14 protein-coding genes are annotated in these 15764 nt (G+C 65.5%); 7 read left to right on the top strand and 7 right to left on the bottom strand.

What is annotated here, in order from left to right:
- Positions 1-36 precede the first annotated feature (36 nt).
- The 3 genes from ACSZPK_RS02195 (at position 37) to ACSZPK_RS02205 (ending at position 4161) form a co-directional block, all read left to right on the top strand.
- Entirely contained in the window at positions 37-1920 is a 1884-nt protein-coding gene (locus tag ACSZPK_RS02195; protein WP_437880264.1) for a sensor histidine kinase, read from the top strand.
- Positions 1913-3229, top strand: coding sequence for a sigma-54-dependent transcriptional regulator (locus ACSZPK_RS02200; RefSeq protein WP_437879753.1), 1317 nt, complete (start codon positions 1913-1915; stop codon positions 3227-3229). Before ACSZPK_RS02195 ends, ACSZPK_RS02200 begins: the two co-directional genes overlap by 8 nt.
- Positions 3230-3363: 134 nt before the next feature.
- Entirely contained in the window at positions 3364-4161 is a 798-nt protein-coding gene (locus tag ACSZPK_RS02205; RefSeq protein WP_437879754.1) for a hypothetical protein, read from the top strand.
- Positions 4162-4351: 190 nt separating this feature from the next.
- Here the strand turns inward: ACSZPK_RS02205 and gbcB are convergent, their stop codons facing one another.
- On the bottom strand, positions 4352-5446 hold the full coding sequence (gene gbcB / locus ACSZPK_RS02210) for a glycine-betaine demethylase subunit GbcB (RefSeq protein WP_437880265.1): 1095 nt from the start codon (positions 5444-5446) through the stop codon (positions 4352-4354).
- 345 nt (positions 5447-5791) lie between these two features.
- Here gbcB and gbcA point away from each other — a divergent pair, with 345 nt between their 5' ends.
- Positions 5792-7078, top strand: coding sequence for a glycine-betaine demethylase subunit GbcA (gbcA, locus tag ACSZPK_RS02215; protein ID WP_437879755.1), 1287 nt, complete (start codon positions 5792-5794; stop codon positions 7076-7078).
- A 63-nt stretch (positions 7079-7141) separates the two neighbouring features.
- On the opposite strand, the gene ACSZPK_RS02220 is transcribed toward gbcA, so the two are convergent.
- Genes ACSZPK_RS02220 through def form a run of 5 tightly spaced genes read right to left on the bottom strand, consistent with a single transcriptional unit; the run spans position 7142 to position 11669 of the window.
- Entirely contained in the window at positions 7142-7453 is a 312-nt protein-coding gene (locus ACSZPK_RS02220; protein ID WP_437879756.1) for a tetratricopeptide repeat protein, read from the bottom strand.
- A 12-nt stretch (positions 7454-7465) separates the two neighbouring features.
- On the bottom strand, positions 7466-8839 hold the full coding sequence (gene trkA / locus ACSZPK_RS02225; RefSeq protein ID WP_437879757.1) for a Trk system potassium transporter TrkA: 1374 nt from the start codon (positions 8837-8839) through the stop codon (positions 7466-7468).
- A gap of 12 nt (positions 8840-8851) precedes the next feature.
- Positions 8852-10177 (bottom strand): 16S rRNA (cytosine(967)-C(5))-methyltransferase RsmB, encoded by a 1326-nt coding sequence (rsmB, locus tag ACSZPK_RS02230; protein ID WP_437879758.1) that lies wholly within the window; start codon positions 10175-10177, stop codon positions 8852-8854.
- On the bottom strand, positions 10174-11103 hold the full coding sequence (fmt, locus tag ACSZPK_RS02235; protein ID WP_437879759.1) for a methionyl-tRNA formyltransferase: 930 nt from the start codon (positions 11101-11103) through the stop codon (positions 10174-10176). The genes rsmB and fmt overlap by 4 nt, the downstream gene beginning before the upstream one ends.
- Positions 11104-11162: 59 nt before the next feature.
- The gene (gene def, locus ACSZPK_RS02240) at positions 11163-11669 is read right to left on the bottom strand and encodes a peptide deformylase (RefSeq protein ID WP_437879760.1); all 507 of its coding nucleotides are present in this window, start codon (positions 11667-11669) and stop codon (positions 11163-11165) included.
- A gap of 133 nt (positions 11670-11802) precedes the next feature.
- On the opposite strand from def, the gene ACSZPK_RS02245 reads away from it, so the two are divergent.
- The 3 genes from ACSZPK_RS02245 (at position 11803) to ACSZPK_RS02255 (ending at position 14593) form a co-directional block, all read left to right on the top strand.
- Positions 11803-12840 carry a LysM peptidoglycan-binding domain-containing protein gene (locus ACSZPK_RS02245; RefSeq protein ID WP_437879761.1) on the top strand — a complete coding sequence of 346 codons (1038 nt, stop codon included), beginning with the start codon at positions 11803-11805 and terminating at the stop codon, positions 12838-12840.
- Between the two features lie 65 nt (positions 12841-12905).
- Positions 12906-13994 (top strand): DNA-processing protein DprA, encoded by a 1089-nt coding sequence (dprA, locus tag ACSZPK_RS02250; RefSeq protein ID WP_437879762.1) that lies wholly within the window; start codon positions 12906-12908, stop codon positions 13992-13994.
- A gap of 41 nt (positions 13995-14035) precedes the next feature.
- Positions 14036-14593 carry an L-threonylcarbamoyladenylate synthase gene (locus tag ACSZPK_RS02255; RefSeq protein WP_437879763.1) on the top strand — a complete coding sequence of 186 codons (558 nt, stop codon included), beginning with the start codon at positions 14036-14038 and terminating at the stop codon, positions 14591-14593.
- A gap of 168 nt (positions 14594-14761) precedes the next feature.
- Here the strand turns inward: ACSZPK_RS02255 and ACSZPK_RS02260 are convergent, their stop codons facing one another.
- Positions 14762-15739: an NADPH:quinone reductase gene (locus tag ACSZPK_RS02260; RefSeq protein ID WP_437879764.1), complete on the bottom strand. Its 978-nt coding sequence runs from the start codon at positions 15737-15739 to the stop codon at positions 14762-14764.
- Positions 15740-15764: the final 25 nt, after the last annotated feature.

The raw sequence follows: 15764 nt of genomic DNA on the forward strand, positions 1-15764 counted from the left end.
CCTTCTCGAAATCTGTTCAGTCGGGGGGTGACTATGATGCAATCCGTCGCCTCTCCCTGCATCGCGCCCGCCCTGACCGTGAAGCCCCGCCTGCTCCGCCACCTGTCCCTCGCCGTGCTGGCCATCCTGCTGATGTTCGCCATCGGCTATGTCGGCTATCTGGTCAGCGCGCGCATCGGCATCCAGGCGGTGATCGAGAATGGCAACCGCCAGCTCGAACTCAACGCCCGCGCGGTGGAAAGCGAGATCACCAAGTACACCTACCTGCCCAGCCTGCTGGAGCTGGAAGGCAGCGTCGGCCGGCTGCTGATGGTGCCCACGCCGTTCCGCCGCAACCTGGTCAACGACTACCTGGAAGGCCTCAACCTGCGCAGTGGCGCCCTGGCCATCTACGTGATGGATGTCGACGGTCGCGTGCTGGCCAGCAGCAATTGGCGCCAGCCCGACAGCTACCTCGGCGAGGACCTGTCGTTCCGCGCCTATTTCCAGGATGCGCTGCGCGGCCAGCCGGGACGCATGTACGGCATCGGCAGCACCCGTGGCGAACCCGGCTACTACCTGGCCCACGGCCTCAAGGCCAATGGCACGATCATCGGCGTGGCGGTGGTCAAGGTGCGCCTCGACTCCCTGGAGGAACGCTGGCAACGCGCGCAACTGGAAGCCTACGTCAGCGACGAGAACGGCATCATTATCCTATCCGGCAACCCCGAGCGCCGGCTCAAGGCGGTCTACCCGCTGGACCCGGCCACCCGTGAGCAACTGGCGCGCAGCCTGCGCTACCACTGGCAGGAGCTGGACGCGTTGCAACCGCTGTCGCGCGAGGTGCTGCGCGAGAACATCGAGCAAGTCAGTTTCGCCAGCGACCGGCACCAGGGCGAGCCGGTGCGCTACCTGTCGCAGACCCGGCCGCTGAGCGACACGCCCTGGCACCTGACCCTGCTCACGCCGTTGCAGGACCAGCACCGCGAGGCAATGATCCACGGCATGCTGGTGGCCGTCGCGGCAGCGCTGCTGGCCTTCCTGCTGATCGCCTGGAACGAGCGACGCAAGGTCATCGCCACCCGCCTGGCCGCCCGCGAAGCCCTGCAGCGGGCCAACAGCGAGCTGGAACGACGCATCACCGAACGCACCAGCGACCTGCGCGCCAGCAACGAGCGCCTGAAGGCGGAAATCCGCGAGCGCCGGCAGACCGAAGAGAACCTGCGCAAGACCCAGGACGGCCTGGTCCAGGCCGGCAAGCTGGCGGTGATCGGGCAGATGTCGACCAGCATCGCCCACGAACTCAACCAGCCGCTGGCCGCCCTGCGCACGCTGTCCGGCAACACCATGCGCTTTCTCGACCGCGGCGCCTACGACATCGCCAGCAGCAACCTGCAGACCATCAACGAGCTGGTCGACCGCATGGGCAGGATCACCGCCAGCCTGCGCGCCTTCGCCCGCCGTTCCGACGCCGGTGGCGAGGCGCACCTGGGCAAGGCGGTGGATGCCGCGCTGCTGTTGTTGCAGCCACGCCTGTCGCGCACGGCCCTGCCTATCGAACGCGACTTCGACGACCAGCACCTGGCCATCGACCAGACCCGCCTGGAGCAGATCCTGGTCAACCTGATCGCCAACGCCCTGGATGCCATGGGCAAGCAGCGTGACCGCCAACTGTGGCTGAGCGGCAAGACGCTGGAAAACAACTACCTGCTGGAAGTTCGCGACAACGGTCCCGGCATCTCCGCCGAGGTGCGGGTGCACCTGTTCGAGCCGTTCTTCACCACCAAACCCGGCGAGCAGGGCCTGGGGCTGGGCCTGACCCTGTCCGCCAGCCTCGCCGCCGCCGCGGGCGGCAGCCTGACCGTGAGGCATCCCGAGGACGGCGGTACGGCCTTCGTCCTGAGCCTGCCGCTGATTGCGACGAGAGACGAAGATGAATGACCCCTTGCGCGTCCTGATCGTCGAAGACGACCCCCATGTATTGCTCGGCTGCCAGCAGGCCCTGAGCCTGGAAGACATCCCCAGCGATGGTGTCGCTAGCGCCGAGGAAGCCTTGCAACGGATCGGCGAGGACTTCGCCGGCATCGTCGTCAGCGATATCCGCCTGCCCGGCATCGACGGCCTGGAGCTGCTGGCCCGCCTCAAGCAGCGCGACCCGAGCCTGCCGGTGGTGCTGATCACCGGCCACGGCGACATCAGCATGGCGGTCAGCGCGATACGCGACGGTGCCTATGACTTCATGGAAAAGCCCTTCTCGCCGGAGCGCCTGGTCGACGTCGCCCGCCGTGCCCTGGAGCAACGCAGCCTGGCCCGCGAGGTATCGGTGCTGCGCCGCCAACTGGCCGGCCGCCAAGCGCTCGAACAACGCATCATCGGCCGCTCGCCGGCGATCCAGGCCCTGCGCGCGTTGATCGAAAACGTCGCCGATACTGGCGCCAACGTGCTGATCGAAGGCGAGACTGGCACCGGCAAGGAACTGGTCGCCCGTTGCCTGCACGACTTCAGCCGGCGCAAGAGCAAGCAGTTCGTCGCGCTCAATTGCGGCGGCCTGCCGGAAAGCCTGTTCGAAAGCGAAATCTTCGGCCACGAGGCCAATGCCTTCACCGGCGCCGGCAAACGCCGGATCGGCAAGATCGAGCACGCCGACGGCGGCAGCCTGTTTCTCGACGAGATCGAGAGCATGCCGCTGAACCTGCAGATCAAGCTGCTGCGCGTATTGCAGGAGCACAGCCTGGAGCGGCTGGGCTCGAACCAGCCCGTCCAGGTCGACTGCCGGGTAATCGCCGCGACCAAGTCCAACCTCGACGAACTGGGCCGTGCCGGACAATTCCGTAGCGACCTGTATTACCGGCTCAACGTGGTCACCCTCGAACTGCCCGCCCTGCGTGAGCGACGCGAAGACATCCCGCTGTTGTTCGAACACTTCCTGCAACTGGCCGCCCTGCGCTTCGACCGCGCCGCGCCGGAACTCGACCGGCATACCCTGGCCGCCCTGATGGCCCACGACTGGCCGGGCAACGTGCGCGAGCTGCGCAACGTCGCCGAACGCTTCGCCCTCGGCCTGCCGGTATTCAAGAAGAGCGGCCAGGCCAGCGAAGGCCCCGGCTTCGCCGAAGCGGTGGAGGCTTTCGAACGCAACCTGCTGGTCGATGCCCTGGAGCGCCACGCCGGCAACCTGAGCCAGGCCGCGCAAAGCCTCGGCATGGCCAAGACCACGCTGTTCGACAAAGTGAAGAAATATGGGCTGTGAGCAGCGTCGGGCTGCTGCTTGCGAACCATCGCGCGCCACGACACTCGAAGCCTTGCGCAAATGTGCAGCGGTTTGCCGGCCGCCTTCGCGGCTGCCGCTAGACTCGCGCCCACTCACCACACAAGGAAGTCGCCATGACTCGTCGTATTCCCCTGTTGCTCGCCGCCTCCTTCCTCGCCTTCGACGCCAGTGCCCTGGAACTGGCCAAGTTCCCCCAGGTCTTCGACGCCGCCAACGGCATCAGCGTGAAGGTCGCGCCCAGCACTGACAACAAACAGGCGCTGGTGCAGATCAGCGGGATCAACCATGAACTGAACGACGTGGTTTTCCTCACCGAGGTGAAAACCCCACGCCGCGACGAACTCGCCTACACCACCACCCTCGACGGCAGCCGCTACAACCTGCTGCACAAGAGCAACGACTGGGGCAGCGATTACTACGCGCTGTACCTGCCCGGCACCAAGGAACAAGGCCTGCGCTTCAACGAGAACGCCAGCAAGGCGACCAAGCCCGCCGAACTGCTGGCCCTCTACGAGCAGCAGAAAGGCAAGGGTGTGCAGGAAAAACTGGCCACCTTCGACCGCGAGAAGCGCGTGCGCCACTACCAGGAACGCCTGGAGGAAACCGACAAGAGCGCATCCGACAGCTGTGGTGCGACGATCAAGACCGAGGTCGACTGGCAGGCCATCGATGACCCGTTGCTGAAGACCACCAGCGTGGCCAGCTTCTGTGGTGAGGTCGCCAACCAGCTCGACAACCTGTGCGGCAGCGACAGCGCGTTCAAGGCCCAGGCCAAGACCATCAAGGGCATCGAATGCCGCTTCGACAGCGCCATGAAGCTGCGTGAGCAGGATGGCGTGCTGCAATTCACCACCGCCAAGGACGCGCCGAACCAGGGCGACTTCGTGAAGAATTTCCTGCTCAACCGCTGATTCGATAAAAGCGCAGGAGGCTGCTTTGAGGTAGGAGCGGACGCTTACGTTCACCGTCATTCCCGCGCAGGCGGGAATCCAGAAGCGCTTTTTTATTTGGGTTCCCGCCTGCGCGGGAATGACGGAGGAATAACGAACGTCCGCAATTGCCTCATCCCAGCCATTCAGGCAGCCGATTGGAAGCAGATGCTTAGAAATCGATCACCAGATCGCTCTTCGGCACGCTGCAGCAGGACAGGATGTAGCCTTCGGCTTCGTCTTCCTCGGTGATGCCGCCGTTGTGGTTCATCTCCACGCTGCCGCTGGTCTTCTGCACCATGCAGGTTCCGCAGATGCCCATGCCGCAAGCCTTGGGGATGTGCAGGCCGACTTTCTGCGCGGCGACATGCACGGTTTCTCCGGGAGCGATACGCACGCTCTTGCCGGTGATGGCGAACTCCACCTCGTACTGGACTGCCGATTCGCCGGCTTCCGCCGCTTCGGCCGCCAGTTCCTCGACCTCCTCGCGCACTTCGGGCGGCGTCGGGCCGAAGGCTTCCTCGTGGTAATGGCTCATGTCGAAGCCATTGTTCTTGAGGAAATTCTTCACCGCGTTCATGTAGGGCGTCGGGCCGCAGCAGAAGATTTCCCGCTCCATGTAGTCCGGCGCCATCAGGGCGAGCATCTTGTCGTTCAGGTAGCCACGGTAGCCGGCCCAGGCTTCGCCCAGGCCATGTTTCTCGCAGACCAGATGCAGGGCGAAGTTCTCGATGCGCGCGGCCATGTGCTCCAGCTCGCGCTGGAACACCAGGTCCTTGGGCGAACGGGCACTGTGGACGAACACCATGTCGATGTTGGCATTGGTGTCGTAGAACCAGCGCGCCATCGACATCACCGGGGTGATGCCCACGCCACCGCTAAGAAACAGCACCTTGTCGGCCGGGAAGTCGATGGCATTGAACAGCCCCACCGGGCCATGCACCGCCAGTTCGTCGCCAACCTTCATGTTGTCGTGCAGCCAATTGGACACCTTGCCGCCCGGCGCGCGCTTGACGGTGATGGAGAAGCTGTACGGCACCGACGGTGAGCTGGAGATGGTGTAGGAACGCATCACCTGCTCGCCATCGATCTGCAGTTCGAGCGTGACGAACTGGCCGGGCTTGAAGAAGAACAGGATCGGCTGTTCGGCAGTGAAGCAGAACGAGCGCACGTCCCAGGTCTCCTGGATCACCTTGACGCACCGCACCGGGTGGCGACCGTTGCTCCAGGTCTGGGTGTTCACCGGATTGAGAAAGGTGTTCGTCATCATCGACGGAATCTCCGCACGCGGCCGGGAATCGGCCAGTTAGCAACGATTGTGCGTAAGGATTCGGCGCCTCATTTATCTAACTACGACATCCATATGCTCATCGCGACCTCCCAGCATTCACCGGCCCTGAGGCGTCGGGAAATGATTTACGCGTGTCGCCCATGGATAAGGTTTAGGCGATTGCCAGGCACACACTGCGCCCCAAGCCGGACATAACCACTGCCCGAACCACACCGTCATCACCGGCGAAGACAGGACACGGCAGTCACCTTGCGTAGAAACCGAAACAGCCACTTATTTAAGAAGGCGGTCGCGACAGACGCCCGCCTCGAGGAGTTACCGATGGACACCACCGTTCTGAGCCTGGGCGATCCACTGGCACCCGCACGCAAGGCGACCGCCGAGATGCTGCGCGAACGCAACACCAGCTTCTCCCTGCCGCAGCCGTTCTACAACGACGAGCGCCTGTTCCAGATCGACATGCAGGAAATCTTCCACAAGGAATGGCTGATCGCCGGCATGACCTGCGAGATCCCCTCCAAGGGCAACTACCTGACCCTGCAGATCGGCGACAACCCGGTGATCGTGGTGCGCGGCGCCGAAGGTAAGGTGCATGCCTTCCACAACGTCTGCCGCCATCGCGGCTCGCGCCTGTGCGTCAGCGAGAAGGGCAAGGTCGCCAAGCTGGTCTGCCCCTACCACCAGTGGACCTACGAGCTGGACGGGCGCCTGCTGTTCGCCGGCAGCGAAATGGGCGCCGACTTCAACCTCGCCGACTACAGCCTGAAGCCGGTCAACGTGAAGACCGCGGGTGGCTACATCTTCATTTCCCTGGCGAAGGAGCCGCCAGCCATCGATGAATTCCTGCGTACGCTCGACCATTACATGGAGCCGTACGACATGGAGAACACCAAGGTCGCGGTCAAGACCACGCTGATGGAAAAGGCCAACTGGAAGCTGGTGCTGGAGAACAACCGCGAGTGCTACCACTGCAGCGGTTCGCACCCGGAACTGCTCAACACCCTGCTGGAGTGGGACGACACCAACGATCCGCGCGCCAGCCAGGAGTTCAAGGACCACGTCGCCGATTCCGCGGCCAAGTGGGAAGCCGAGAAGATCCCGTACCTGCACGCCGGTTTCGGCCTGCGTAACCGCATCGTGCGCATGCCGCTGCTCAAGGGCACCGTGTCGATGACCATGGACGGCAAGCAGGGCTGCAAGAAACTCATGGGCCGCATCCAGAACCCGGACCTGGGCTCGATGCGCATCCTGCACCTGCCGCACTCCTGGAACCACTGCATGGGCGACCACATGATCGTCTTCACCGTGTGGCCGATCAGCGCGCAGGAAACCATGGTCACCACCAAGTGGCTGGTGCGCAAGGACGCCGTCGAAGGCGAGGACTACGACGTCGCCCGCCTGCGCGAAGTCTGGGACGCCACCAACGACCAGGATCGGCGCCTGGCCGAAGAGAACCAGCGCGGCATCAACTCGACCGCCTACCAGCCCGGCCCGTACTCGAAGACCTACGAGTTCGGCGTGATCAACTTCATCGACTGGTACAGCGAGCGCATGCTCAACAACCTGGGCGAAGAATCCGCCCACGTACGCGAGGCCTCGGTCGGCTGATCCTCGAAAACAGCGCTTGGGGCAGCAACAGCCTCAGGCGCTATCTTCACCTGCCCGCTTGGTTCAACCCTGCTTGTCCAGCTTGCGCAGGAACACGCTCATTTCCTTCTCGGTCTGTTTGTCACCGCGCTTGCGTGCCACCTCCAGGCCGTTGTGCCAGGCCTGGCGGGTTTCTTCCAGCAGGCCCTGGGCATGGCAGGCTTTGCCGAGCAGCTTCCAGGCCGCGGAATAATTGGGATCGAAAGCCAGGCATTGCTGCAGATGCTCGGCCGCCTTGGCTGGCTCGCCAAGGTCCAGGTAGGCCTTGCCCAGGCCAAAGCGCAGCAGGGCATTGTCCACGCCCTTGGCGAGCATCCTTTCCAGGGATTCGAGCATCGCGGACCTCCGTTAGAAGAACGTCAGGCCGACCTGGAACAAGCGCTCGACGTCGCGGATGTACTTCTTGTCGACCAGGAACAGGATCACGTGGTCGCCGCTCTCGATCAGGGTCTTGTCATGGGCGATCAGCACTTCCTCGTCGCGGATGATCGCACCGATGGTGGTGCCTGGCGGCAGCTTGATCTCGCCGATGGTGCGCCCGACCACCTTGCTCGATCGCGCATCGCCATGGGCGATGGCCTCGATGGCCTCGGCGGCGCCACGGCGCAGCGAATGCACGCTCTCGATGTCGCCACGGCGTACGTGGGTGAGCAGGGTGCCGATGGTCGCCAGTTGCGGGCTGATGGCGATGTCGATGTCGCCGCCCTGGACCAGGTCGACGTAGGCCGGGTTGTTGATGATCGTCATCACCTTGCGCGCGCCCAGGCGCTTGGCCAGCAGCGAGGACATGATGTTGGCCTCGTCGTCGTTGGTCAGGGCCAGGAAGATGTCGGCCTCGTTGATGTTCTCTTCCAGCAGCAGGTCGCGATCGGATGCACTGCCCTGGAGGACGATGGTGCTTTCCAGGGTGTCCGACAGGTGGCGGCAGCGGGCCGGGTTCATCTCGATGATTTTCACCTGGTAGCGGCTCTCGATGGCCTCGGCCAGGCGCTCGCCGATATGCCCGCCGCCCGCGATGACCACGCGTTTGTAGCTGTTCTCGGCGCGGCGCATTTCGTTCATCACCGCACGGATGTTGGCCTTGGCGGCGATGAAGAACACCTCGTCGTCGGCTTCGATCACCGTGTCGCCCTGCGGCATGATCGGCCGGTTGCGCCGGAAGATCGCCGCCACGCGGGTGTCGACGTTGGGCATGTGCTCGCGCAGTTGGCGCAGTTGCTGGCCAACCAGCGGCCCACCGTAGTAGGCCTTGACCGCCACCAGTTGCGCCTTGCCCTCGGAGAAGTCGATCACCTGCAAGGCGCCGGGGTATTCGATCAGGCGCTTGATGTAGTTGGTCACCACCTGTTCGGGGCTGATCAGCACGTCGACCGGGATGGCATCGTTGTCGAACAGCGCCTCGCGGGTCAGGTAGGCGGATTCGCGGACCCGGGCGATGCGCGTCGGCGTGTGGAACAGGGTATAGGCGACCTGGCAGGCGACCATGTTGGTCTCGTCGCTGTTGGTCACCGCCACCAGCATGTCAGCATCGTCGGCACCGGCCTGGCGCAAGACCGTGGGGAACGAACCACGGCCCTGCACGGTACGGATGTCGAGGCGGTCGCCAAGGTCGCGCAGGCGGTCGCCATCGGTGTCGACCACGGTGATGTCGTTGGCCTCGCTGGCCAGGTGCTCCGCCAGGGTGCCGCCGACCTGTCCCGCGCCGAGAATGATGATCTTCACAGGGTCGCTCCGTCAGCCGCGCTCGGCGGCAATCTTGATCAGCTTGGCATAGTAGAAGCCGTCGTGGCCCTGTTCCCGGGGGAACAACTGGCGCCCGTGGCCGACCTTGATCCCGGCCGTCGGCTGGCCTGCCGGACCGGCGATATCCAGCTCCCGCGCGCCAGGGGTGCGGGCGAGGAAAGCGGCAATGGTCTCGGCGTTTTCCGTCGGCATCAGCGAACAGGTGGCGTAGAGCAGCACGCCGCCGACCTCCAGGGTTTTCCACAGGGCATCGAGCAGTTCGCCCTGCAAGGTGGCCAGGGCGGCGATATCGTCGGCCTGGCGCGTCAGCTTGATGTCGGGGTGACGGCGGATCACGCCGGTGGCGGAGCAGGGCGCGTCGAGCAGGATGCGCTGGAACGGCTTGCCGTCCCACCATTTCGCCGTATCGCGACCATCGGCGGCGATCAGAGTGGCATCGAGGCGCAGGCGGTTCAGGTTGTCACGCACCCGCGCCAGGCGTGCCGGCTCCAGGTCGATGGCGACCACTTCGCCCAGGCCGGGCTCGGCTTCCAGCAGGTGGCAGGTCTTGCCCCCCGGCGCGGCGCAGGCGTCGAGCACGCGCTGGCCAGGCGCCAGGTCGAGCAGGTCGGCGGCCAGTTGCGCGGCTTCATCCTGCACGCTGACCCGGCCCTCGGCGAAACCGGGCAGGCCGGTGACGTCCTGGGCGGCCAGCAGGCGTACGCCGTCGCGGCTGTAGGTACACGCCTCGGCCTCGATACCCGCCTCGCGCAGTTCAGCCAGGTAGGCATCGCGACTGCCATGACGGCGGTTGACCCGCAGGATCAGTGGCGGGTGCGCGTTGTTCGCCGCACAAATCGCCTGCCAGTGCTCGGGCCAGAACGCCTTGAGCTGCTTTTGCAGCCAGCGCGGATGGGCGGTGTGCAGCACCGGGTCGCGGTCGAGGCTGGCGAAGATCGCCTCGCCATCGCGCTGGGCATTGCGCAACACGGCGTTGAGCAGGCCCTTGAGCGAGGACTTCTTCATCGCATCGACGCAGCCGACCGTCTCGCCAATCGCCGCATGGGCCGGAATGCGCGTGTAGAACAGTTGATAGAGGCCGACCAGCAGCAGCGCCTCGACATCGCGGTCGGCGGCCTTGAATGGCTTTTGCAGCAGCTTGTCGGCGAGCAGCATCAGGCGCGGCTGCCAGCGCGCGGCGCCGAACGCCAGGTCCTGGGCCAGGCCACGGTCGCGGGCATCGACGCGCTCCAGCAACGGCGGCAGGCTGCTGCCCAGGGACGCCTTGCCGGCGAGTACGCTGGCCAGGGCGCGGGCGGCAGCCAGACGTGGATTCATGCCAGGACCAGGCCGGCGGCGAACTGCTCGCGGCGGCTGTTGAACAGATCGGCGAAGGCCAGCGGCTTGCCGCCTGGCAGTTGCAGGCGGGTCAGGCGCAGGGCGCCTGTGCCACAGGCCACGGTCAGGCCGTGCTTGTCGGCGGCGAGGATGGTACCGGGCAGGCCGATGCCTTCGCCCGGTTCGGCGGCATGCACCTTGATCGCCTCGCCCGCCAGGCTGCTGTGGCAGATCGGCCACGGGTGGAAGGCGCGGACCAGGCGCTCCAGCTCCTCGGCCGGGCGGCTCCAGTCCAGGCGCGCCTCGTCCTTGTTCAGCTTGTGCGCGTAGGTGGCCAGGGCGTCGTCCTGCTTCTCGCCGCGCAGCGTGCCGGCAGCCAGCCCGTCGATGGCTTGCAACACGGCCTTGGGCCCGAGTTCGGCGAGGCGATCATGCAGGCTGCCGCCGGTGTCGCCGGCACTGATCGACGTGCTCACCTTGAGCAGCATCGGCCCGGTGTCGAGGCCGGCTTCCATCTGCATCACCGTCACCCCGCTCTCGGCGTCGCCAGCCTGCACCGCACGCTGGATCGGCGCCGCGCCGCGCCAGCGCGGCAGCAACGAGGCATGGCTGTTGATGCAGCCCAGGCGCGGGGTGTCGAGCACCACCTGCGGCAGGATCAGGCCGTAGGCGACCACCACCATCAGGTCGGCATTCAACGCGGCCAGTTCGGCCTGGGCATCGGCATCGCGCAGGGTCTGCGGCTGGTAGACCGCAATGCCGTGCTGCAGCGCCAGTTGCTTGACCGGGCTGGGCATGAGCTTCTGCCCACGGCCGGCCGGGCGGTCCGGCTGGGTGTAGACGGCGACCACCTGGCGGCCGTCGTCGAGCAGGGCCTGCAGGTGCTGGGCGGCGAATTCCGGGGTGCCGGCGAAAACGATGCGCATGGGCTATCTCTTGGAAAAGAAAAGGCTTGCCGGAGCAAGCCTTTGGGATTCAGGTTCGATCACGCCTGCTGGCGGTGCTGCTTTTCCAGCTTCTTCTTGATCCGGTCACGCTTGAGCGTGGACAGGTAATCGACGAACAGCTTGCCGTTGAGGTGATCGCACTCGTGCTGGATACACACCGCGAGCAGGCCTTCGGCGATCAGTTCGTAGGGTTGGCCATCGCGATCCAGCGCCTTGATCTTCACTTTCTGCGGACGGTCGACGTTCTCATAGAAACCGGGCACCGACAGGCAACCTTCCTGGTACTGGTCCATCTGCTCGGTGAGCGACTCGAACTCGGGGTTGATGAACACCCGAGGCTCGTTCTTCTCTTCCGACAGGTCCATCACCACCACGCGCTGGTGCACGTTGACCTGGGTCGCGGCCAGACCGATACCCGGGGCGTCGTACATGGTCTCGAACATATCGTCGATCAACTGACGCAGGGCGTCGTCGAACTGGGTGACCGGCTTGGCGATGGTGCGCAGGCGCGGATCGGGAAATTCGAGGATGTTTAGGATCGCCATAATCTGTTTGTGATGCACTTATGGAATAAAGTGAAAAACCGCTGCTAATATGCTGAACAGCTTTAAAAAGCGGCTTGAAAGCCGCGTCTGCCAAGGCTTCCGGCGTCCGCCACATGATAAAGGGATTCACCGCATGAGGAAATCATTACTCGCCCTGCTGTTGGCAGTAGGCGTCCTGACCCAGTCCGTATCGGCCTTGGCAGCAGTGCAACTCAAGGATGGACACCCCGAGCGCTACACCGTCGTCAAGGGCGACACCCTCTGGGACATCTCCGGCAAGTTCCTCAGCCAGCCCTGGAAATGGCCCGAGCTGTGGCACGCCAACCCGCAGATCGAGAATCCGCACCTGATCTATCCGGGCGACACCCTGAGCCTCATCTATGTCGACGGCCAACCGCGCCTGACCCTCGATCGCGGCGCCTCGCGCGGCACCATCAAGCTCTCGCCGACAGTGCGCAGCACACCGATGGCCGAAGCCATCCCGACCATCCCGCTCGAAGCGATCAACAGCTTCCTGCTGTCCAACCGCATCGTCAACAACGAGAAGGAATTCGAAGACAAGCCCTACGTGCTGGCCGGCCAGGCCGAGCGCGTCCTGGGTGGCGCTGGCGACCGTATCTACGCGCGTGGCAAGTTCGACCCGCAGGACCCGGTCTATGGCGTGTTCCGCCAGGGCAAGGTCTACACCGACCCGGTCACCAAGAAGTTCCTCGGCATCAACGCCGACGAAATCGGTGGCGGCGAAGTGGTCGCCCAGGAAGGCGACGTGGCGACTTTCGTGCTCAATCGGGTGAATCAGGAAGTGCGCCTGGGCGATCGCCTGTTCCCCACCGAACAACGCGCGGTCAACTCCACGTTCATGCCCAGCGAGCCGATGAAGCAGATCGACGGCCTGATCCTCGACGTGCCGCGTGGCGTGAACAAGATCGGCCAGTACGACGTAGTGACCATCAACAAAGGCCTGCACGACGGCTTGCTGGAAGGCAACGTGCTGGCGATCTTCAAGACCGGCGAAACCGTACGCGACCGCATCACCGGCGAGCGCATCAAGGTGCCGGACGAGCGCTCCGGGCTGCTCATGGTGTTCCGCACCTACGACAAGCTCAGCTATGCCCTGGTGCTCTACGCCAGCCGCGACCTGAGCGTGCTGGACAAGGTACGTAACCCATAATACCCAATCAAAGCCCCGCCCAGCGGGGCTTTCGCTTCATCTGAACCTCGATCAAGGACGATCGCATGACTACCCCCGCCGAACTGGAGGCGCGCCTGCGCCTGCATGTGCTTCCCGACCTGGGACCGCGCCGCTTCCGGCGCCTGCTCGACGCTTTCGAATCCGCTTCCGCCGCGCTCAGCGCTCCGGCCTCCGCCTGGCGCTCGTTGGGCCTGCCGGCGACCTGTGCCGAGGCGCGGCGCAGTGCCGACACCCGTGAACGAGCCGCCAGCGCCCTGCACTGGCTGGAGCACGCCGACCACCACCTGCTGATGTGGGACGACCCAGGCTATCCGGCCCTGCTCGCCGAACTCGGCGACGCGCCGCCCCTGCTCTACGTCGCCGGCAACCCTGCCATCCTCGAAACCCCGCAACTGGCCATGGTCGGCAGCCGCCGGGCCTCGCGTCCGGGGCTGGACACCGCCCGGGCCTTCGCCCGTAGCCTGGCCGGCGGCGGTTTCACCATCACCAGTGGCCTGGCCCTGGGTGTGGACGGCGCCGCCCACCAGGGGGCGCTGGAGGCAGGCGGGCTGACCATCGCGGTGCTGGGCACCGGGTTGGCACGCCTGTACCCACAAAAGCATGCCGGATTGGCCGAACGCATCGTCAGCCAGGGCGGAGCCATGGTCTCGGAACTGCCGCTGGACAGCCCACCCCACGCCAGCCACTTTCCGCGCCGCAACCGGATCATCAGCGGCCTGAGCGTCGGCACCCTGGTGGTCGAGGCGAGCCCCTCCAGCGGCTCGCTGATCACCGCGCGCCTGGCCGCCGAACAGGGCCGCGAGGTCTATGCGATTCCCGGCTCGATCCATCATCCAGGGGCGCGGGGCTGCCATCAGTTGATCCGCGAGGGCGCGCTGCTGGTGGAAAGTGTCGAGCACATCCTCGAAGCCTTGCGCGGCTGGCAGGCGGGCAGCAGTGGTTCGCCTGCGCCCCAGGCGGAGCAGGACGATCACCCGTTGTTGCGCCAGTTGCGTGCCGCACCGCTGAGCAGCGAACGCCTGGCGCAGGCCTGCGGCCTGGAAATGAGCGAGACCCTGGCGCAGTTGACCGAACTCGAACTGCTCGGGCGGGTGGTCTGCGAAGCGGGCCGCTGGGTACCCTGCGACGCCTGAGGCCGTTACACTCGCGCCAGTCGAACGGTCGGGGAAAGACGATGCACAGCAGTTGGCAGGTACAGCGGGTGGCGAAGGTCGTGCGCGATGGCGGCGTGATCGCCTATCCGACCGAAGCGGTCTGGGGGCTGGGCTGCGATCCGTGGAACGAGCTGGCGGTGGATCGTCTGCTGGCGCTCAAGGACCGGCCGATGCACAAGGGCCTGATCCTGGTGGCCGATACGATCCACCAGTTCGACTTTCTCCTCGAAGGCCTGCCGGATGCCTGGCTCGACCGCCTCTCAGGCACCTGGCCCGGACCCAATACCTGGCTGGTGCCGCACCAGAACCTGCTGCCCGAATGGGTGACCGGCGAGCACGACAGCGTCGCCCTGCGGGTCAGCGCTCATCCGCTGGTGCGCGACATCTGCGCCCTCACCGGGCCGCTGATCTCCACCTCGGCCAACCCCGCAGGGCGTCCATCGGCCCGCTCGCGGCTGCGCGTCGAGCAGTATTTCCATGGCCAGCTCGACGCCGTGCTCGGCGGCGCCCTGGGCGGGCGCAAGAGCCCCAGCGTGATCCGCGACCTGGTGAGCGGCGACGTGCGCCGGCCGGGTTGAGGCCTGCGTTACAGCGCTGCGTAGGATTAGGAGCCCAGAGCGCCGCAGGAGGCACTTCCACGCAAAGCGCGAACGATCGAGCGCCTGGGCTCCCGCCTTCGCGGGAGTGACGGCTAAACACACCGCGACAGCTTTTTCGTCTCGCCTCCAGCGCTTTTATCGGCGCCTTCACGGCAACAGAATGGTCGAGCCGGTCGTCTTGCGGCTGGCCAGGGCTTCTTGGGCCTTGGCCGCGTCGGCCAGGGCATAACGCTGGCCGATTTCCACCTTGATACGGCCATCGGCGATCAGGCCGAACAGCTCGTCGGCCATCGCCTGCAGGCTCGCCGCATCGCTGGCGTAGGCGAACAGGGTCGGGCGGGTCACGTACAACGAGCCCTTCTGCGACAGGATGCCGAGATTGACGCCGGTGACCGGCCCCGAGGCATTGCCGAAACTGACCAGCAGGCCCCGTGGCGCCACGCAGTCCAGCGAGGTTGCCCAGGTGTCCTTGCCCACCGAGTCGTAAACCACCGGGCACTTCTTGCCATCGGTCAATTCCAGCACGCGCTGGGCGACATTCTCGTGGCTGTAGTCGATGGTCGCCCAGGCCCCGTTGCGCCTGGCCAGCTCGGCCTTTTCCGGCGACGACACGGTGCCGATCAGTTTCGCCCCCAGCGCCCTGGCCCACTGGCAGGCAATCAGGCCGACACCGCCGGCGGCGGCGTGGAACAGGACCTTCTCGCCCGCTTGCACGACATGGGTCTGGCGCAGCAGGTACTGCACGGTCAGGCCCTTGAGCATGACCGCCGCGGCCTGTTCGAAGCTGATCCCGTCGGGCAGTTTCACCAGTTTCTCGGCCGGTAGCACATGCTGCTCCGCATAAGCGCCCAGCGGGCCGGTGGCGTAAGCGACGCGGTCACCCACGCGCCACTGGGTGACGTCGCGGCCCACGGCCTCCACTTCGCCAGCGCCCTCGGTGCCCAGCCCGGAAGGCAGGGCGGCTGGCTGGTACAGGCCAGAGCGGTAATAGGTGTCGATGAAGTTCAGGCCGATGGCGCGGTTGCGCACGCGCACCTCGTGGGGACCGGGTTCGGCCGGGGAGTGGTCGACGAACTCGAGCACTTCAGGGCCACCGTGGCGGGAGAACTGGACGCGCTTGCTCATGGATCGGGCTCCTGGAAAAAGAGCA

This window comes from Pseudomonas sp. LRF_L74 (assembly GCF_965644255.1).
Lineage (GTDB): Bacteria > Pseudomonadota > Gammaproteobacteria > Pseudomonadales > Pseudomonadaceae > Aquipseudomonas.

Excerpts from the sequence above, each read along its gene's own strand:
- ACSZPK_RS02195 (WP_437880264.1), top strand. The coding sequence starts at position 37 with ATGCAATCCGTCGCCTCTCCCTGCATCGCGCCCGCCCTGACCGTGAAG.
- ACSZPK_RS02200 (WP_437879753.1), top strand. The coding sequence starts at position 1,913 with ATGAATGACCCCTTGCGCGTCCTGATCGTCGAAGACGACCCCCATGTA.
- ACSZPK_RS02205 (WP_437879754.1), top strand. The coding sequence starts at position 3,364 with ATGACTCGTCGTATTCCCCTGTTGCTCGCCGCCTCCTTCCTCGCCTTC.
- gbcB (WP_437880265.1), bottom strand. The coding sequence starts at position 5,446 with ATGACGAACACCTTTCTCAATCCGGTGAACACCCAGACCTGGAGCAAC.
- gbcA (WP_437879755.1), top strand. The coding sequence starts at position 5,792 with ATGGACACCACCGTTCTGAGCCTGGGCGATCCACTGGCACCCGCACGC.
- ACSZPK_RS02220 (WP_437879756.1), bottom strand. The coding sequence starts at position 7,453 with ATGCTCGAATCCCTGGAAAGGATGCTCGCCAAGGGCGTGGACAATGCC.
- rsmB (WP_437879758.1), bottom strand. The coding sequence starts at position 10,177 with ATGAATCCACGTCTGGCTGCCGCCCGCGCCCTGGCCAGCGTACTCGCC.
- fmt (WP_437879759.1), bottom strand. The coding sequence starts at position 11,103 with ATGCGCATCGTTTTCGCCGGCACCCCGGAATTCGCCGCCCAGCACCTG.
- def (WP_437879760.1), bottom strand. The coding sequence starts at position 11,669 with ATGGCGATCCTAAACATCCTCGAATTTCCCGATCCGCGCCTGCGCACC.
- ACSZPK_RS02245 (WP_437879761.1), top strand. The coding sequence starts at position 11,803 with ATGAGGAAATCATTACTCGCCCTGCTGTTGGCAGTAGGCGTCCTGACC.
- dprA (WP_437879762.1), top strand. The coding sequence starts at position 12,906 with ATGACTACCCCCGCCGAACTGGAGGCGCGCCTGCGCCTGCATGTGCTT.
- ACSZPK_RS02255 (WP_437879763.1), top strand. The coding sequence starts at position 14,036 with ATGCACAGCAGTTGGCAGGTACAGCGGGTGGCGAAGGTCGTGCGCGAT.
- ACSZPK_RS02260 (WP_437879764.1), bottom strand. The coding sequence starts at position 15,739 with ATGAGCAAGCGCGTCCAGTTCTCCCGCCACGGTGGCCCTGAAGTGCTC.